The 17,701-nt window shown below is 52.7% G+C and carries 17 protein-coding genes; 14 read left to right on the top strand and 3 right to left on the bottom strand.

What is annotated here, in order from left to right:
• Positions 1-133: 133 nt before the first annotated feature.
• The 4 genes from ACFOLF_RS01515 to ACFOLF_RS01500 all read left to right on the top strand — a co-directional run bounded on the left by ACFOLF_RS01515 (position 134) and on the right by ACFOLF_RS01500 (position 2,749).
• On the top strand, positions 134-859 hold the full coding sequence (locus ACFOLF_RS01515; RefSeq protein ID WP_210040621.1) for a phosphonate ABC transporter ATP-binding protein: 726 nt from the start codon (positions 134-136) through the stop codon (positions 857-859).
• Positions 856-1,365 (top strand): GNAT family N-acetyltransferase, encoded by a 510-nt coding sequence (locus ACFOLF_RS01510; RefSeq protein WP_210040623.1) that lies wholly within the window; start codon positions 856-858, stop codon positions 1,363-1,365. Before ACFOLF_RS01515 ends, ACFOLF_RS01510 begins: the two co-directional genes overlap by 4 nt.
• A 91-nt stretch (positions 1,366-1,456) precedes the next feature.
• Positions 1,457-2,068, top strand: coding sequence for a DUF3298 and DUF4163 domain-containing protein (locus ACFOLF_RS01505; RefSeq protein ID WP_210040625.1), 612 nt, complete (start codon positions 1,457-1,459; stop codon positions 2,066-2,068).
• A gap of 87 nt (positions 2,069-2,155) precedes the next feature.
• Positions 2,156-2,749 (top strand): response regulator, encoded by a 594-nt coding sequence (locus ACFOLF_RS01500; RefSeq protein ID WP_379113857.1) that lies wholly within the window; start codon positions 2,156-2,158, stop codon positions 2,747-2,749.
• A 225-nt stretch (positions 2,750-2,974) separates the two neighbouring features.
• On the opposite strand, the gene ACFOLF_RS01495 is transcribed toward ACFOLF_RS01500, so the two are convergent.
• Complete coding sequence (locus tag ACFOLF_RS01495; RefSeq protein WP_210040627.1) at positions 2,975-3,607, bottom strand: NAD(P)-dependent oxidoreductase; 633 nt, start codon at positions 3,605-3,607, stop codon at positions 2,975-2,977.
• Positions 3,608-3,633: 26 nt separating this feature from the next.
• The gene (locus tag ACFOLF_RS01490) at positions 3,634-4,245 is read right to left on the bottom strand and encodes an NAD(P)-dependent oxidoreductase (RefSeq protein ID WP_379113855.1); all 612 of its coding nucleotides are present in this window, start codon (positions 4,243-4,245) and stop codon (positions 3,634-3,636) included.
• 171 nt (positions 4,246-4,416) lie between these two features.
• Here ACFOLF_RS01490 and ACFOLF_RS01485 point away from each other — a divergent pair, with 171 nt between their 5' ends.
• From ACFOLF_RS01485 to ACFOLF_RS01450, 8 genes are all read left to right on the top strand, one after another.
• Entirely contained in the window at positions 4,417-4,998 is a 582-nt protein-coding gene (locus ACFOLF_RS01485; RefSeq protein WP_210040631.1) for a TetR/AcrR family transcriptional regulator, read from the top strand.
• Between the two features lie 316 nt (positions 4,999-5,314).
• On the top strand, positions 5,315-6,991 hold the full coding sequence (locus tag ACFOLF_RS01480) for an amino acid permease (RefSeq protein ID WP_379113891.1): 1,677 nt from the start codon (positions 5,315-5,317) through the stop codon (positions 6,989-6,991).
• 221 nt (positions 6,992-7,212) lie between these two features.
• A complete protein-coding gene (locus ACFOLF_RS01475) occupies positions 7,213-7,878 on the top strand; it encodes an MOSC domain-containing protein (protein ID WP_210040635.1) in 666 nt (221 codons plus the stop codon).
• 18 nt (positions 7,879-7,896) lie between these two features.
• Positions 7,897-8,919 carry a phosphotransferase gene (locus ACFOLF_RS01470; protein ID WP_210040637.1) on the top strand — a complete coding sequence of 341 codons (1,023 nt, stop codon included), beginning with the start codon at positions 7,897-7,899 and terminating at the stop codon, positions 8,917-8,919.
• 384 nt (positions 8,920-9,303) lie between these two features.
• Entirely contained in the window at positions 9,304-10,308 is a 1,005-nt protein-coding gene (locus tag ACFOLF_RS01465; RefSeq protein WP_210041012.1) for a 2-oxoacid:acceptor oxidoreductase family protein, read from the top strand.
• A 36-nt stretch (positions 10,309-10,344) separates the two neighbouring features.
• Positions 10,345-12,651 (top strand): thiamine pyrophosphate-dependent enzyme, encoded by a 2,307-nt coding sequence (locus ACFOLF_RS01460; RefSeq protein ID WP_210040639.1) that lies wholly within the window; start codon positions 10,345-10,347, stop codon positions 12,649-12,651.
• 168 nt (positions 12,652-12,819) lie between these two features.
• The gene (locus tag ACFOLF_RS01455) at positions 12,820-13,113 is read left to right on the top strand and encodes a hypothetical protein (RefSeq protein ID WP_210040641.1); all 294 of its coding nucleotides are present in this window, start codon (positions 12,820-12,822) and stop codon (positions 13,111-13,113) included.
• Between the two features lie 14 nt (positions 13,114-13,127).
• Positions 13,128-13,643 carry a hypothetical protein gene (locus ACFOLF_RS01450; RefSeq protein ID WP_210040643.1) on the top strand — a complete coding sequence of 172 codons (516 nt, stop codon included), beginning with the start codon at positions 13,128-13,130 and terminating at the stop codon, positions 13,641-13,643.
• A 130-nt stretch (positions 13,644-13,773) separates the two neighbouring features.
• Here the strand turns inward: ACFOLF_RS01450 and ACFOLF_RS01445 are convergent, their stop codons facing one another.
• Positions 13,774-14,763, bottom strand: a complete 990-nt coding sequence (locus ACFOLF_RS01445; protein WP_210040645.1) for a YpdA family putative bacillithiol disulfide reductase — start codon at positions 14,761-14,763, stop codon at positions 13,774-13,776.
• 234 nt (positions 14,764-14,997) lie between these two features.
• On the opposite strand from ACFOLF_RS01445, the gene ACFOLF_RS01440 reads away from it, so the two are divergent.
• Positions 14,998-15,531, top strand: coding sequence for an ADP-heptose synthase (locus ACFOLF_RS01440; RefSeq protein ID WP_210040646.1), 534 nt, complete (start codon positions 14,998-15,000; stop codon positions 15,529-15,531).
• Between the two features lie 368 nt (positions 15,532-15,899).
• Positions 15,900-17,651: an ABC transporter ATP-binding protein gene (locus ACFOLF_RS01435; RefSeq protein WP_210040647.1), complete on the top strand. Its 1,752-nt coding sequence runs from the start codon at positions 15,900-15,902 to the stop codon at positions 17,649-17,651.
• The last annotated feature ends 50 nt before the right edge of the window (positions 17,652-17,701 follow it).

The following is a 17,701-nucleotide window of genomic DNA, read 5'->3' as shown; positions in this document are numbered from 1 at the left end:
GAAAATAGGATATTAGAACATGTGTTCTTGTTTTGATTATACCAAACATTTGTTCGGATGGAAACTATTTTTTGTTTCCCGTAAACTAGATTGATAGACTTGTAATCGCTAACTTGGAAAAGGAGCGCCATTCATGATAAGAGTATCTCAATTGACGAAGCAAATACCAGGCGGCCCGCAGGTTCTGTCGGGTATCAGCTTTGAAATTCAGCCCGGCGAATTCGTAGCGGTCAAGGGGGCGAGCGGCAGCGGCAAATCCATGCTGCTGAAGTGTTTGGCTCTGCGCGAGAAGTGGACAAGCGGATCGTATTTCGTTGACGGCGTCAATATTTTTGAAAAGGGTTTTACGGGAACGATGAAGGTGCGCCGGGAAATGGCATATATGGAGGAGAAGCCCACGCTGCATCCGAATCGTTCGGCGCTGAAGAATGTGCTGATCGGATCCGCTTATCAAACGCCTGTCTGGCGCAGAGTTACCGGAATGGTCCGCAATGACGATTATATGGGAGCCATGGATATGATCGAGAAGGTGGGACTGCTTGAGAAAGCGCAGCAGAAGGGGGAGAAGCTGAGCGGGGGAGAGAAGCAGCGTATTGCCATCGCAAGGGCATTGGTTCACGGTGCCCAAACGCTGCTTGCCGACGAGCCGGTATCCGGCCTTGATCCACACGCGGCGGAGCAGGTTCTGTCGGACTTGAAGAGGATGTGCAAAATTCAGGGGATTTCTGTTATTGCGGTCATGCATCAGGGTGACTGGGCTGAACGGTTCGCAGACCGGATTCTGGGTCTAAGCGGCGGAGAACTGGTACTGGACGTTAAAGGGAGAAGATTGACCGAACGGGAAAAAATGCTCATATGAGCAAAGCGGTGAATGATCTTCCAATCCGGCCGATCCGGGTACCCGAGCTTGAGGCCGCCCATCGGCTGGAGCTTTCCTGTTATCCGGCGGAGGCTGCTGCTACCAGCGAGGCGTTTGCTTACCGGCAGCTTCATTTTCCCCATTATTTCCTGTCGGCATGGGATGGAGCTGTGCTGATCGGCTTGGCCTGCGGCGTACGCACCTCTGCTGACGATTGCGGAGGAGACCATGTGAAAGGGGAGCACGGCGCGGAGGAGAGCGGGATGCACTTGTGCATCTTGTCCGTTGCCGTCGATCCCGGAAGCCGGCGCGGAGGAATTGGCAGCGCTTTGATGAATGCGCTTATCCGGCAGGCGGAAGCGGACAGGCTGGAAAGCATCATTTTGATGTGCGAGGCTGGTTTGATTGGATTTTATGAGCGTTTGGGGTTTGAATATGCGGGGATTTCTTCCTCTCGGCACGGCGGTATCGAGTGGCATGAGATGAAGCGGAATTTGCGGAACTAAAGCTCATTTCTGCTGAAGGAAAGTGGAACTAGCAAGGGAACCGGATAAAGCGCATATAATGGAACATCAACCCGAATAGGCAGGTGTCCATATGGCATTTCAGTTTCCGGCAGTCATCCATGCGTCCCGCGTTACTTTTCCCAAAGCGGAATTGTGGGTCCCCGTCGTCAGCGGCGTTCAGCATGCGGCCGCGCGCAACACCATGAACGAATCCATACGGCACGCTGTAAGGGCGCTGGTGGCGGAGCAGGGTTCGCTGGAGGATCCCCGTGCGGAAATGATGGGTTATTTTGAAATCAAAACGAATGAAAAAAACGTGCTCAGCCTGTCTCTGTTCAATTATGCGTTTACAGGCGGCGCGCACGGCTTGACGCTGCAGCAATCGCTTACCTTTGACACGGTGTCCGGAAGATCCTATTCGCTCGCCGATTTGTTCAAGCCGGGGAGTTCTTATATCAAGCGCTTATCAGACCTGATCAAGGTACAAATCGCCGAGCGGCAGATCGAAACCCTGGAGCCGTTCCAATCCATCCGCCCCGATCAGCCATTCTATATTGCCGACCGTGCGCTTGTGATTTATTTTTCACTTTTTGAACTGACGCCTTATGCCTTTGGATTTCCTTACTTTCCGATATCCGTTTTCGATTTGACGGACATTATTAGTCCCACCGGGCCGCTTGCTTCTATGGACGTAAATGATTGATTCCAATCATTTTCTCGGGTTTGCAGGATTTGGTGCAATAAATGTCGAAAATAAATCAGGAGAAACGCTTACACGAGGAGTTCTACGATGATTTATTTGATTTTATTGCTGCCCGTAGCTGCAGCCATTATTGCTTTTTGCATTCGGAGATGGAATAAGAAAAAGATTCGCCCCATCTTTGAGCCGGTCCGGATCGGAACGGACAATCCGCCCGCGTTCGGATCGCTGTTCGATTCCGGGGACACCGCGGCCGAGCTTGATATGCCGCCGCCAAAGCCGGGCACACTCCCCTACAGCATTCTCATTGTTGATGATCAATCGGCAATCAGACGGCTGCTGAGGGAGTTGTTTGAGCTTGAAGGATTGACGGTATACGAAGCGCCTCATGGCAGGACTGCCATTGAGCAGGTGGAGCAGAATCCCATTGATTTTATATTGCTCGATCTGAAAATGCCCGACATGGACGGAATCGAGGCCTTGCTGGAAATCCGCAAATTCAGGCCGACAATCAAAGTGGCCATGATAACGGCTTACGGCGACCCCGATAAAATTGATATGGCCAAGCAGCTCGGCGTCCTTGCCTTCTTCACAAAGCCCTTTGATATTGAGCTTGTGAAGCGCTTTGTCATGTCAGAGATGCAGGTATCTTCCGATTCCGGACTCGAAGGGATCGGAAGCTAAGAAAAGGAGCACATTATCATATCTATAAAGCTTTTTAATATAAAGTGTCACATTTTATGAAAGAAGGCATCTCAACTTCTGTTGAGATGCCTTCTTTGTGAAGGAGGTAGACCTGAAGACGGCGTAGGGGTTGTTTTGGATTTGGGAATATTTACTTCAATGGAACAAGTATCTGTGGATTTATAATTAACCCTATTGCAAATTTGACACAGTTTGAGTGGAACGTTAACAACCGCCCGCCGGCTGCAAGGAATTGCTGACGACCGGCGCCTGCCGGATCTGCCCGTCAGTCTCAAGTATTCTCAGGATCGTGGAAGCGAGATCAGCCCGCGATAAGTAGATCGTCACCTCGTCGCGTCCTGGATAGCCGACCTTGACTGTACTACCGCCTGGGCGGTCGTTCAACACCGGGATACGAACCAGCGTCCAATCCAGGTCCGAGGCGCGAATGATTTCGGCCGCTCTCCGCACGGCCAAAATATTTTCAATACGGTGACTTTCCACGAACGAAACCAACATGGACAGTTCCACATCAGGGAGATCGTTCGGATCGGAAACGCTGCACGCGGACGCTGCGACCAAGCGACGAATGCCGTGCTGTTTCATCGCCGTAACGATCCGTTTGGTTCCTTCGCTGACGGCACCGACCAACTCCGCCACAGCGTCGGCACCATTGATCGCGCGCCCGATCGCCTCGTCTTGTTCCAATGTGCCGACTACCACGGATAGACGCTCATGCCGAATCTCGAACCGCTCGGGCGATCGGACGTAAGCCGTGACAGTGTGGCCTCGTTCCAACGCATTTAGTGTTAGCAGCTGACCTGTTTTTCCCGATGCTCCAAAAATCGTTAATTTCAACTGAATTCCTCCTATAGACAGTTATTTTAGGGTCCGCTGCTGACAGCGGGAGCTTTACAGATAAATCTCGTGTCGAAAAGCTGTTTGTACATGAAAGCAGCCAGGTCCGCTCTCGTCAGCATCATGCCGACCGTTCCATGACCGTAATAGCCGGCCTTCGAAAAGGTGCCGGTTTTGTCAGTCAAAATCGGAACTCTCGCCAATGTCCAATCCAGGTCGGAGGCGCGAATAAGCTCCGCAGCCCTTCGGACTTCCCTTACGTTGCGAGGAATAATCGTGCTGACCATCGCAAGAAGCAGCAAGCGCCCCAACTGGAAGCGATCAATCGGGTCCCGCACGCTCAGAGCAGAAGCGGCGATCAGCCTTTGCACGCGGTGTTTTTTCATCGCGGCAATGATGTTCACCGTCCCTTCACTGACGGCTCCCATTAATTCGATGACCACATCCGCTCCTTCGACAGCGCGCTCGATCCGTTCGCGATCCGCGACCGTCCCTTCGATGACGGTGAGTCGCTCGTGGCTTAGACGGATGTTATCCGGCCGCCTCGCGAATACGACGACGTCGTGCCCTCCTTGCAAAGACATTTCCATGACTAAGTGTCCCGTCCGGCCAGACGCACCGAATATCGCAATTTTCATCCGTATGCCCTCCATTGCTGTTGACTACACGACAACTGTCAATTAGCATCATAAACAACAACCCTTGCTCAATGCCATGCGCAAAAACGCCGATTTGTAAGCTAAGCGACATTTTCACCAAATTGGCGATTACGTATTGCACCGGAGCAGACAGAGAGGGAGCGATGAAAGATGACGTCTTACGTAAACAAAGACGACCCACGCGCCAAAAAAACGCGAAGGTCACTGCGGAACGCACTGATCGAGCTACTGTCCGAGAAAGAGTTTTCTTCGATTACGATTCAACATATTACCGATCGGGCCGAACTGAATCGGGCAACGTTTTACGGCCATTTTCAGGATAAATTCGAGCTGCTCGACGAGACGCTGGGTGGGCTGCTGGAGGAAGCGATTCGTCGGCGGATTCCCGACGATCCGGGCGAGGACGGCTCCGCTCTCGTGCGAAGCCTTATGCTGGCTGTATGTGACTGGCATTTGGAGACAACTCGGCAGTTGAATCGCAAGCTGACGTTGTCCGCTTCTATCGAAACAAACGCCAAGAAGAAGCTTTATGAGATTGTTCGGGAATGTATGCAGCACCTTGAATCGCCCGGCAGCCAGCATTCACGGAAGCCGGAGATCAAGGCTGCGATGATCAGTTGGTCAGTCTTTGGCATCGTCTTGCAATGGAGTGAACAAGCCCGAAGTGAGCCGGCGGAGATATTGGTAGAGCAGGCACTCCCCCTCATCATGGCCGGGGTCAGGACGCCGTGAAGCGCCTGCATGCCTAAAACAAAACTGTCCGTTATCGTAATAAATCAATTATTCGCAAAAAATCCAACCTGGAAGCGAAACAAAAAGAACGGCTGATTTTCAGCCGTTCTTTGGTGAAGTTGATCTCAAAAAAAGCATTCCCGAAAAAAATCATGTCACATCATAAAAATATCGAGTGATAAACGGAATCGTTGTCCTGCGGAAGTCGTTTTAATCGATCCCGGTGGCTGGGCCAAGCGGAGAGGAACGGTCTTTGCGGTGCTGATTTGATTGCTGTCCTCATACAGTCAAGTATGGGGGTGAAGCTTTGTTACCTATGATTCTCGGGCTTTTGTTGTTCGTCGCTGTGTGCGGAGCAGCCTTAGTTATCGGCATATTGGCGCAGCGAGGCTTGTCCGATCCGCTGCATCAGGCCTTTAATCGCCAAACCGGTTATGTTCGCTTTATGCAAGATAAGCATGAGCTTAATCAAATCGGCTATGCCCAGCAATTGACGCGGCGGTTGAGCGGATTTGCGGCTTTCGGAATTTCTTTCTCCACGCTTTCGGTTATCGGGGGGGCTGTTTTTCTGCTTGGTCCTGCTGTTGCGGCCGGCGGACCGGCAGTGGTCGGTTTCGGCTATCCGATCCTCGCTCTGTTCGGTATCGCAACGGCATGCTCGATGGCTTTCTTTGCATCGAAAGTCCCGACAGCCGGAGGCTGTTATCACTGGGCCAAAGCGGCGGGCGGCAAACGGCTTGGTCTTGTTGCGGGCTGGCTGCATTTGGCGGGCAATTTGCTTATGACGGTCACTATGAATGTGTTATGCACCCAATGGATAAGCCGGATGGTTGAGACGAGATTCGGTTATGAGGCTTCCACAGGGTTGATTTGCGGGATATTGATTCTCCTGATCCTTTCGCAGGCCATTGCGGGGCTGGGGGGAGTCGGAGCGCTCAGCGGTATATTCAGAGCGGCTGCCTGGCTGCAGGTGCTTTGTGTGCTGGCTGTTCTGGCGGGACTGGTTGCCCTTGCCTGGCCGAGCGCTTATCCGCTTGAGATGCTTTATGGATTCCTGCCTGTCGCGCCTTCTGAGGCAGCGGCTGTATCCGGTCATAAGCCTGTTCTTGTTCTGGGCATGCTGCTGCTGCAGCGGTTATTTCTGGGTGCCGACTCTGCTGCCCAGACTGCCGAAGAGACCCATGATCCGCGGGCGAGCGTGCCTTGGGCGATATTTTTGTCGGTCGTCTATACGTTTATATTCGGTTTTGTGTTATTTTCGATGATGCTGCTCCAGTTCCAGGGCGGGACCTCCGATTTCCCGGGCTATAACGGGTTGGGGCACTGGGTGGTGACCATGCTGGCCGGAAACTGGGGATGGGCTATAAATACGATCGTGGTCCTTGCCATCGCACTTGCCGGATGGGGGAGCGGGCTGGGCTCGATGACGGCTTCCGTGCGCAGCTTGTTCGCAATGTCCCGTGACGGCGCTCCGCTTCCCTGGGGCAGGAAGCTGGCTGAAGTCTCCGAACGTTTCCGCTCCCCTGTGGCAGCTGTTATTGCCGTCGCAGCAGCGGTACTGGGACTCTCTCTTGGGTTTGGCCTGACAGAGGGTGCATCATTGGAAAATGAAACGCTTATTCAGCTTGTCGGCTCGAGTCTCATTGCCCTGCACCTGTCTTATGCCATCCCAATCGCGCTCAAATTACACGCCAAGCGCTGGAGCAAATCACAAGCCCTTCATCAATCATGGCAGCCCGGCCGGCTCGGCCTCTTTCTCGACAGGGTCTCCGTAATATGGCTGATCTCGTCAGCAGGCATTGCCTTATATTATATGAATGGCTTTGTTCTGATCCTGCTGCTCGCCGGTGCGGCGCTTCTGATCGCGGGCGTGGAGGCTGCCTACCGGAGATCCCATACCTTGGCGGCTGTCCAGGCAAAAGGACATTTGCGGTTTAACCGGAGAACAATAGAGGAAATAATCCGAATAGAAAGAAAATTCCCGCAGCAATAATTTCCCGGAAATGAATCTTCATTTCCCGGGGAAGCGCACAAAACAACACAATGAGATCGCATTCGACACCTGGTCATATTGTCCTAGATTGCTGATAATTCAAAGGAAATTGTTGTTATTAGCATAGTTTATTATTAATGCCATGAATTAAACGGGATTGCCTTCCGGTTCTCCTTCATCTTATAATTTTGTATATAAAGTTAGATAGATGGAGGGATACCATGTCTGTGATAGGCCAGCTTTTGTCGCTTAACATTGCACTGCCGGTTGCTGTGCTGCACGGATCGAGGGAAGTCGAGACCGGGATTTTCAAGAAGCCTTCAAGCAGACCTCTTTATCTCGCCAAAACCGGACTGGACGGAGACGGCCAGGCGGACCTCATCAATCATGGGGGTGAGGATAAGGCGGTCTGCGTTTATTCCAGCGTGCATTATCCCTATTGGGCTTCGGAATGGGGCAAAGATGCCGAGGCAGGGGCATTTGGCGAAAACTTCACGGTGTCCCGGATAACGGAACAGTCGATATGCATTGGCGATATTGTCCGCGCAGGGGAGGCGGTCGTTCAGGTCAGCCAGCCGCGCCAGCCCTGCTTCAAGCTTGGGATCAAGCATGGGCTGCCGAAGCTGCCGCTTCAGGTGCAGCAGACAGGCTATTCCGGCTTTTACTTTCGCGTGCTGCAGGAGGGTATTGTCGCCGCAGGCGACGAGCTGGTCCTGGCAAGCCGCCATCCCGCCGGGGTCACCATTGCGGAAGCGAACCGGATCATGTATCTCGACAAGAAGGATGCAGCCGGAATGAGAAGGCTGCTGGCGCTGGAGGAATTGTCAGGCAGCTGGCGGGAAACGATTGGCAGTAGGCTGGCGGCGCTCGAAGCTGCTCAGGATTGAACGGAGGATTCACGGTAAATGGGTAAGGAGCACGAAGCTGCAGTTGCGGAACTTCTTGATCAATATAAATTTCCGGCGCCCTGGCGTGCCGTTCTGGAAGAAAGCGGAATGAATAACACAACCCGCATGGTATATGCGGGAGCGGACAAATATATTATGCGGATCTATAATAATCATCGCGATCCCGATATTGTTCGGCTTGAGCATCATGTGCTTCATGAGCTGCAATCGGCAGAGCTGCCGTATCTTGTGCCGCGGCCGGTGCCGAATGAGCGTCTTGAGACCGTGACCATGACAGAGGACGGCAAGCTGGGAGCCCTTTATCATTATATTGAGGGCGAGCGTCCCACTGTTCATAACAACCACCATGTGGAAGAGCTTGGGCGTGCAGCCGGATTGCTCATTCTGGCTCTCAGGCAATCGGCAATCGCGGAGAGGCCGCTGTATAAACCGTATTACGAATTTGAAGAAACCCACGGTGCGATGACGGATGAACATATAATTGTCCTGACGGAGCGCTCGCCTGTTCTGAGAGGCCGTGCCGGAGAACTGGAAACGATGGCCGGGCTCAGGCGGCGCTTGAGGGAGCTGAGGCCTTTGTTCTCCGGGCTGCCGCAGCAGTGGATTCACGGCGATATCGGCTTTACAAATGCATTGGCCCGTAATGAATCGATTACGGGACTGCTTGACTTTGAATTTTGCACAAAAGATGCTGCCGCAATGGAGCTGGCCGTTGTGCTGGCCGATTTTCCGGATGACGCGGAAGACCTGGCAATGGAGAGAATGCGGCTGTTTTGCCGCGGCTTCGGCTTGGCCGTGCGATTATCCGAGCAGGAGCTTGAAGCTCTGCCAGAGCTGATCAAGCTGAGAATGATGGATGTGTATCTTCATTTTGCCGGTCGCTATGCCGAAGGTCTTGATTCTCCCGAGATTTGGGAGCGGCAAATTGCCCGCGCCGCTTTTGTTTGCGAGTGGATCGACCGCCGCCATGACAAGCTTGACCGCTTGTTCGCGGAGTGTCTTCAGCAGCAGGTTCGATAAAATTTTCACCAAGCAGCCTGGTTACTTGAAATATAAGAAAGTATAAAATTTGACCCATGCTTTGCTTATATTTTTGAGGGAAGAAACTTACTGCGCTGCATAAGGACGGCGGCAGCCGTTTCTTCTTGTTCGTGAAGGGCATCTTTTGCGAATGAACAACCTGGCTGCTGCCATATAGATAGATATGGCCCATATTCTGCCCCTGCCGTTCTGCTGCGCCGTAAGTCCACGCACCCTGGAGAATGCGTACACAAAGCTTGGAAGTCCGAATCCATTTAATGTGGCTATTTTGTGAAAAGACACTATTCGTCCATAACCTCTAGTGATATACTGATTATTGGGAATTTATAATATTTTCAGATAATTAGGAGGGAAGTGAGAGAATTGACAATTCTGCCTGAGCAAAATGATCTCGGTTTCTTCGAAATTCGGCTTGAATCAATTGGTGGATTGGGCGCAAACCTGGCAGGAAAGATGCTGGCGGAAGCGGGTGTTGTTGGAAGCGGTTTCAATGGGGTCAGTTTTTCTTCTTACGGCTCTGAGAAAAAAGGTTCTCCGGTCAAGGCGCATATTCGATTTTGCGATCTGAGCACGAACATCAGGGACACAACACCCGTAGAACGACCTCATATTGTGGGCATTTTTCATGAGAATTTGTCCAAAACTGTCAATGTTGTCAGCGGCGTCTATGAAGACAGTGTAGTACTTGTCAACTCAAACAAGACACCGGAGGAGCTCAAGGAAAAATTGAAGCTGCTCGGGGGAACGATTGCAGTTGTCGATGCGACGGGGATTTCGCTCGAAGAGAATAATCGGGTAAATATGGGAATGCTTGGCGGATTGTTCCGTCTCTGCGACTTTCTTGATTTCGAACATATGAAGGGCATCATCCGCAAATCGCTGGAGAAGAAATACCCGCAGGCAGTGGAACCTGCGCTCCGCACCTTCCAGAGAGGGTACGACGAGGTGCAATTCCACACCTTCGCGCTGCCGGAAGGAACAGCCATGCCGGAGCCGACCCGCTGGGATATTCCGGCGCTTGGTTATTTGACGCAGCCGCTCGGGGGGATGATCACCAATCCCGGCAACAGCGTGCTGAAGGACTTAAGCATTTCCCGCGAGGGCATGATGCCGCATTTTGATGAAGAAAAATGCATTCATTGCGCTGCCTGCGACACGGCTTGTCCGGACTTTTGCTTCGTCTGGGATGAGCTGCCGGACAAGAAAGGGCGCCCGCAAATGTTCCTGCAGGGCATTGACTATCAATACTGCAAGGGCTGTCTGAAATGTGTTGTGGCTTGTCCGACGGAAGCGCTTGCTTCCGCAAGGGAGACGGATGGTTACGGGGAGCAGAACCGGGTGCCGCACCGCTTCAATTGGGCGAATTGAATGGTTCACGCTTAAGCGCAAGAAAGGAGAGAAACAATGGCTATTGAAATCAATAAAGAGGTCAGCCAGGGAACTGTCGAGCAGCGTATGGTTTACGAGTCCGGCAACGAAATGGCGGCATATGCCGCACATCAGATCAATTATCATGTGATGGGCTATTTCCCGATTTCGCCTTCGACGGAGGTTGCGCAATTTCTCGACTTGATGAAAGCGAACGGACAACATGATATCAAGCTTATTCCCGCGGACGGCGAGCACGGCTCCGCCGGCATCTGTTACGGCGCGTCGGCTGCCGGAGGCCGCGTGTTCAACGCGACAAGCTCCAACGGTTATCTGTATATGCTCGAGCAGATGCCGGTTCAATCCGGAACCCGGTTCCCGATGGTCATGAATCTCGTCTGCCGGTCGGTTTCCGGTCCGCTTGATATCCATGGCGACCATTCGGATTTGTATTTTGCCCTCAATACGGGCTGGCCGATCCTGATGTGCCGCGACCCGCAGGCGGTCTACGATATGAATATCATGGCGCTGAAGCTCGCCGAGGACTCGCAGGTGCGCCTGCCCGTGCTCGTCGCGTCCGACGGTTATTTCACGTCGCATCAGAAGCGCCGCGTCCAAACCTTCACCCACCGCGCCGATGTTCATGCTTTCGTCGGTGAGAAGCCGCCTGAGGGCTACAATCAGGTGCTCGACCGCAACAATCCCATTACAGTCGGTCCTTACATGAATGAACCGGATTATATCAATAACTGCTATCAGCAGTCTGTGGCGATGTACAACGCGGCTGATGTATTCGACAGAATCAGGCAGGAATATGCGGTACTTACCGGACGCGACTACCCCATTCTCGACCAGTACCGGATGGAGGACGCGGAGGTAGCGGTATTCCTGATGAATTCCGCATCGGAAATTGTCAAGGATGTGGTCGATCAGCTGCGCGCTCAGGGAATCAAGGCAGGATCGGTTGCACCCAACATGATCCGCCCGTTTCCGGCGAAGCAAATCGCCGAAGCGCTGCGAGGCGTAAAAGCCGTAACCATCGGCGACCGGGCCGATTCCTACGGTGCTCATGGCGGTAATATGACGAACGAAATCAAAGCGGCGTTATTCACGCATCATGTGACCGATACGCTCGTCATCAGCCGTATATACGGTCTTGGCGGGAAGGATTTCTACGCGGAAGACGGCCATCATATGTTCAAGCTTGCTATCGATGCGGCGGCAGCCAAGGAAGTGGCTGTTCCCTTCGATTATTACGGTCATACGCCCGGGGATCCGAATAATGCGCCGAAACGGGTGCTGGAGCCGCTGAAATATGAGGATCTCAAGACAGGATTGATAACCGTTGCCCGCGATGAAGCGACGGGCAAGCTGAAGGTCAAGGTTCCCCCGATACGCCAGCTGACGAAGAAGCCGAAACGGCTTGCTCCAGGCCACGGTGCATGTCCGGGCTGCGGAATCTTCTCCGGGCTTGAGCTGTTCTTCAAAGGCATAGAAGGCGATATAGTAGCACTCTACCAAACCGGCTGTGCGATGGTAGTAACGACAGGCTTCCCGTATTCATCGCATAAAGCCACGTATATCCATAATCTGTTCCAGAACGGAGCGGCAACGCTTTCCGGCGTGGTCGAGATGTTCTGGGAGCGCAAACGCAGAGGCGAGCTGGACAGCTACGGACTGCAGGATGATTTTACTTTCGTTATGATTACCGGCGACGGAGGCATGGACATTGGAATGGGGCCGGCAATCGGCAGCGCGCTGCGCAATCACAAGATGATTATTCTGGAATACGACAATGAGGGCTACATGAATACAGGCGCTCAGCAATCGTATTCAACGCCGCTGGGTCACCGCACGTCCACGTCCAACGTAGGCAAGCATCAGGGCGGCAAGCTGTTCCACCATAAGGATACGGCGCAAATTATGGCTGCAACGAACATCCCTTATGTGTTCACCGGCTCGGAATCCATTCCTCAGGATCTGCTGAGAAAAGCGGCCAAAGCGCAGTATTATGCGCAGAATGTCGGACTTGTCTACGGCAAGATTCTTATTACTTGTCCGCTCAACTGGCTGTCGGAGGAGAAAATCGGACAGACGCTGATCGATGAAGCGGTGAATTCCTGCTTCTTCCCGCTGTACGATATCGAGGAAGGCATTACGACAATCACCTATAATCCCGAGGACAAGGGGAAACGGATTCCGCTTGGCGACTGGCTCAAAAATATGGGCAAGACGAAGCATTTGACGAGACCGGAGTATGCCGATGCCCTCAAATCGTTCGAAGACGAGGTCGAGCGGCGCTGGATGCGGCTGAAAGCCAAACACGAAAATGCGTATTTATAAGGATTAATCACATTAATTAATTTGCGGGGATTTGCGGTTCGGCAAGCAGGGCGCAGCCAGAAGAAGCTGCTTGCGTCCTGTTTGTTGTGTTTCCGGCATAGAAGAAAACAGCAGTGTCCGGCTATGCCGCACAGGTTCTAACAAGTCAGGGGAGAGGGGGAGCAAGCAATGCCAATCGTGCTTCGGCACCGGCATACGGGGGAGATCGCCTGCGGCAAGCTGCGCAACATGTACCATTTTGATTACTACGGCGCGCTGTGGTGGGAGAATGAGGAGACAGCGGAGGAGCAGATGCAGCAGGGCCTCCAGGATGCCGGGTATGAGGATGTGCGGGACTGGGACCGGCTTGAAGTCAAGGAGGAGCGGTTGAAGATCTTCAACGTCAAGCTGAACAATGACGGTCAGCGCAGGCTGATATTGGATCGTGACGGGTTGATATTTGTTCTCAAGGATAAAGATTAGAAAGGAGGATGCGCATGGCCTTGAATGCGGCGGAGCATGTCCATTTTCAGCAGTTGATAGGGCTAAACAGCTTTAGGGATGCGGCCCGGCTGGGCGAGCATTTGGCTGGCGGAGGATTCACTGCGGTCAGACGTTTTCTGGATGATTTCCGTGCTTATTTGCGGGAATTTCGAGATGAAGATGGCGAACGCGCCGCGGAGCTGCTTCAATATGCCAAGGCCGCCCTTCCGGAGCCGGGCCGCATGAGTCCCTCCTGGGTGTACATCTGGAAAGAGTTCGAGGGCATCATCCAGACCAAAAGGCAGGTGCTGGCGTCAATCGGTAAAGCAAGTCGTGAAGGGGAGTGGCAGGTGCTGCTGGATAATCCGTATTCCAACCAGAATATAGCCGTATACCCCGCCTTGACCTTTATGGAAGCCGTCTATATGTTTGCTTATTTCCGGACCGACCTGCTGAACAATGAATATTTGCGCCTGCAAAAAATCGACACCCTCATCACCTTTGCCGGATCGGATCGCGAGGAAATGTAAGTGAAGTCGAGCCGGGATCATCGGGATCGTCCATGGGTTTATTTGAAGCTGAAAAAGCTCACCGTTACTTGGAGACACTCTCCTTGCAACGTGAGCTTTTTTAACGATCAAGCGGCAGTGCGGAGGAGCTTCAGTTTTGTCCAAGCTTCATCAGATGAGCGGCGATTTTGCGGCCGTGGAAGCGGCCGGTTTCGATGAATATTTCATTGGCCTCCCGGCGCGATGCGACAACGCCGGCCAGGTAAACTCCGGGGATATTGGTCTCCATGGTGCTGTCGTTAAAGGTGGGATAACCTTCAGGCTCAATGGTGACGCCAATGGAGATCAGAAAGGCCCTGTCGGGATGAAAGCCGGTCATCGCCAGCACGAAGTCATTGGGCAGGTGCTCCAGCTGAGTTCCTGGAGGCCCTTCTATGGTGACCGTACGCTGTCCGACCTCGATGATGCGGGAGGAGAAGCGCATGCCAATCCGTTCCTTGTTGACAAGGCTCTCAAAGGAGGGTCTTACCCAAGGCTTGATGCTGGGCGAATATGAAGCTCCGCGGTATACGACGGTCACCTGTGCTCCGACTCTTTCAAGCTCCAGCGCAGCGTCAATGGCAGAGTTGCTGCCCCCGATAATGGCGACCCGCATGCCGGTATAGGGATGGGACTCGTGGAAGAAATGACTGACCTTATCCATTTCCTCGCCGGGAATGCCCAGACGATTGGGATGATCAAAGTAGCCGGTGGCTACAATAACGGTGCCGGCCCGGTAAACAATCGTTTCACCATAGCGGTCCATCGTATGAAGCTCGAAGCCTCCACTCTCCAGTGCAGCAACGGCTTTCACCGTTTCATAAGCATGGATCCGCACCTGCCGGCGCAAAGAGACATTGCGGTAATAATTGAGCGCCTCCAGACGTGAAGGCTTCTCATTGGCTGTCGTAAAGGGGATATCGGCGATTTCCAGCAGCTCCGGGGAGCTGAAGAAATGCATGTTTATCGGATATTGCGTAATGGAGTGGACGACATTTCTTTTCTCGATAACAAGCGGTGCAAGCCCGATCGACTGCAGCTCTATGGCAGCGGCGAGACCGCATGGGCCTGCGCCGATAATAATCACTTGTTCTTCATTCATAAAAGTCGGTTGAGCCTCCCTGTGAATCGCAAACACGAGCAATCGGTGCCTTTTTGCGAATGATAGCATCATTTTAGCACAGGTTGAGGCTGGATACAGCCTCCGGGAGGGGGATGTTCACGATTACTTCGTATTCCGGGGGACGAACAGGCAATTAGCTCTGTGTACAGGCGGCTGAATGTTGTATAATAAGCTGAATTAGTAACCGAAGACAAGTGCAGAAGAGGTGATAGAATGCGACAGCGCTTTGTAATAGAAGCCGTAATGGTTGCCACATACGGGCAGCTGCTTGTACCCAGCAAGCCGGTCGATTTTGTCCTTCCTTATTCGACCATCATGGAGCTCTACGAAATGAAAGAAGGGACCGACCCGGTGATGGACGATCCCCAGGACGACGCTCATGTCAAAGAGAAAATAGGCGAGCTGATCCAGTTTTTCGAGGACCCCTTCAACCGCAAAAAAATCGAGCGTTCCCTGCAGATGCCCTGGCGTGAGAGCTCTCCGCTTCTTCTAAATGATATGATTCAGTTTACGGTCGTATATGCAGTGGATAATGCGCACTATGGAGAGATGTTTGACCCTATCGAGACGGAGCTGCTGCTTACTTCACTCAAGCTCAATGTGCCGCTGTTATCCGATCAGTTCGAATTCCAGGACCGGCTGATCGAAGCCGAGGTGCCTGTTCAAATGTATGATATCGAGGATTACGAGTTTGCGGTGGAAGAGGGAATCTCAGCGGAAGACTGGGAAACGCACCGGGATATATAAAAAATTTATTTTGCAATAGCCTCTTGCGCAGCAGCTGGAAGAGATGATAAGATTTGGTTGTTCCAATAATAGGTAAACGACGAAAGGAGGGTGATGGCTATGAAATTCCTATTGTTTAACCAGCAGCTTAACTGGATAGGAAACTCGATCCATCGGCCCTCCTTTTTGCATGCCCTGTCACACGCAGCCTGAGCTTACAGCTCCTGCGTAACAATTGACTGGCGCTTACAAAGAGACTTTGAGCCACTATGGCTTGAAGTCTCTTTTTTATCGCCCGGAACATGACAGGGGATGTGAGATCGTCATTGGATTGATGAATTTATTATAGTCTGGGGCGGGTAACTGCTAGCGCCCAGGGAGAGGGACAAATGAAAATATGGCTTAGATTGACGAAGTATTTGCGGCCCAGTACCAAATGGATTGTATTGTCAATTTCGCTCATGATTTTAGCTACCTTTATCGATCTTGTGGCGCCTTGGCTGCTCAGGGAAATTTTCGATAAGGGCATCGACAAACGAAATGTGAATCTGATCCTGATGCTGACTCTGGCCCTTGCCGGAATCCAGGTGGTCAAGAGCGTAGGCAGCTTTGTACAGGGCCGCTCTCAGGAGCTTGTCGGGCAAAATGTGGTGTTTATGCTCAGGAAGGAGCTGTACACGCATCTGCAAAAATTATCGTTCAGCTATTACGACAAAGCCCAGACCGGACAGATTATGTCGCGAATGACCGGAGACATCGAAGCGGTCAAGAATTTCATTGGCTTCGGCTCGATGATGATGTTCGGCGGCCTGCTCACGTTCATCGGAACGATTATTTTCATGATGGCGATGCAGTGGCAGGTTACGCTGATCAGTATGGCGGCTATTCCGCTGCTGGTGCTTTCCCTGCTGCGGTTCAACAAGAAAGTCGGTCCGGCCTGGGGACAAATCCGCGAGCAGATGGGACGGCTTACCACGACTCTGCAGGAAAATATCTCCGGAATCCGGGTAGTGAAGGCCTTCGCCCGCGAGAATACGGAGAAAAACAAATTCGAATCGCGGAACGATCAGAATTTCGAGACGAATATGGAACGCGCAAAGCTGGAGGCCAAAGCGTTTCCGCTCATGGGCTTTTATGGCGGGGTGACATTCCTGCTTATGATTGTCGTCGGCGCGCTCTATATGGCCAACGATAAAATGACCCTTGGCACCTTTATGGCTTTTCAATGGTACACCTGGGGGATCATCTGGCCGCTTAATATGCTGGGCTGGCAGATCAACGTGATGCAGCAGGCGATAAAAGCGGCGCCGCGTGTTTTTGAAGTGCTGGATACCCCCGCCGATATCGACACGAACAAGGATGGCGGAGCGGATACGCAGGGGATAACCGGCAATGTGTCATTCGAAGCGGTATCCTTCCATTTTGCCGATCAGGACGCGGAGAAGGAAGCTGGTGTTCTAAACGACATATCGCTCAGCATCAATCAGGGAGAGGTGGTTGCGGTGCTTGGAGCTACGGGCTCCGGTAAAAGCAGCCTGATCGCGCTTATGTCGCGCTTCTACGATGTGAGCGGAGGAAGACTGCTGATCGACGGCATCGACGTCCGGGATTATGAGCTTGACGGGCTGCGCCGCAAAATCGGCATTGTGCCGCAGGAGACTTTCCTGTTCTCGGCCTCGATTCGCGACAATATCGCTTACGGTCTGCCCGAAGCTACCGGCGAACAGATTGAATGGGCGGCGCGCAAAGCGCAGATTCATGAATTTATCGAATCGATGCCGTTCGGGTATGACACTCTGATCGGGGAACGCGGCGTAGGACTCTCCGGCGGTCAGCGCCAGCGGGTCGCACTCGCCCGGGCAATCCTCATGGACCCTCCGATCTTGGTGCTGGATGAAGCGACAGCCAGTGTCGATACCGCAACGGAGTCGGCTATCCATGAGGCGCTGCTCGAAGTGATGAAGGGACGAACCACCTTTATTATTGCCCAGCGGCTGTCTTCGGTGAAGCGGGCCGACCGCATCATCGTGCTGGATAAGGGGCGGATTGTGGAGCAGGGCACCCACAAGGAACTGTATGAACGGGGCGGATTTTTCCGCGGGTTGTTCGAAATGCAGGAAGTGGCTTCCGTTAGCTCATAATTCTGAAGGCGGGCTTAGCGCTGCAGCATTTACACGGTTATTTCTATTTT

This window comes from Paenibacillus sepulcri (genome assembly GCF_042647105.1).
Taxonomy (GTDB): domain Bacteria; phylum Bacillota; class Bacilli; order Paenibacillales; family Paenibacillaceae; genus Paenibacillus_Z; species Paenibacillus_Z sepulcri.
This window is presented reverse-complemented; position numbering and strand designations above follow the sequence as displayed.

Bases quoted from the DNA above. Each gene is read 5' to 3' on its own strand.
- ACFOLF_RS01515 (WP_210040621.1), top strand. From the start codon at position 134: ATGATAAGAGTATCTCAATTGACGAAGCAAATACCAGGCGGCCCGCAG.
- ACFOLF_RS01510 (WP_210040623.1), top strand. From the start codon at position 856: ATGAGCAAAGCGGTGAATGATCTTCCAATCCGGCCGATCCGGGTACCC.
- ACFOLF_RS01505 (WP_210040625.1), top strand. From the start codon at position 1,457: ATGGCATTTCAGTTTCCGGCAGTCATCCATGCGTCCCGCGTTACTTTT.
- ACFOLF_RS01500 (WP_379113857.1), top strand. From the start codon at position 2,156: ATGATTTATTTGATTTTATTGCTGCCCGTAGCTGCAGCCATTATTGCT.
- ACFOLF_RS01490 (WP_379113855.1), bottom strand. From the start codon at position 4,245: ATGAAAATTGCGATATTCGGTGCGTCTGGCCGGACGGGACACTTAGTC.
- ACFOLF_RS01485 (WP_210040631.1), top strand. From the start codon at position 4,417: ATGACGTCTTACGTAAACAAAGACGACCCACGCGCCAAAAAAACGCGA.
- ACFOLF_RS01480 (WP_379113891.1), top strand. From the start codon at position 5,315: ATGATTCTCGGGCTTTTGTTGTTCGTCGCTGTGTGCGGAGCAGCCTTA.
- ACFOLF_RS01475 (WP_210040635.1), top strand. From the start codon at position 7,213: ATGTCTGTGATAGGCCAGCTTTTGTCGCTTAACATTGCACTGCCGGTT.
- ACFOLF_RS01470 (WP_210040637.1), top strand. From the start codon at position 7,897: ATGGGTAAGGAGCACGAAGCTGCAGTTGCGGAACTTCTTGATCAATAT.
- ACFOLF_RS01460 (WP_210040639.1), top strand. From the start codon at position 10,345: ATGGCTATTGAAATCAATAAAGAGGTCAGCCAGGGAACTGTCGAGCAG.
- ACFOLF_RS01455 (WP_210040641.1), top strand. From the start codon at position 12,820: ATGCCAATCGTGCTTCGGCACCGGCATACGGGGGAGATCGCCTGCGGC.
- ACFOLF_RS01450 (WP_210040643.1), top strand. From the start codon at position 13,128: ATGGCCTTGAATGCGGCGGAGCATGTCCATTTTCAGCAGTTGATAGGG.
- ACFOLF_RS01445 (WP_210040645.1), bottom strand. From the start codon at position 14,763: ATGAATGAAGAACAAGTGATTATTATCGGCGCAGGCCCATGCGGTCTC.
- ACFOLF_RS01440 (WP_210040646.1), top strand. From the start codon at position 14,998: ATGCGACAGCGCTTTGTAATAGAAGCCGTAATGGTTGCCACATACGGG.
- ACFOLF_RS01435 (WP_210040647.1), top strand. From the start codon at position 15,900: ATGAAAATATGGCTTAGATTGACGAAGTATTTGCGGCCCAGTACCAAA.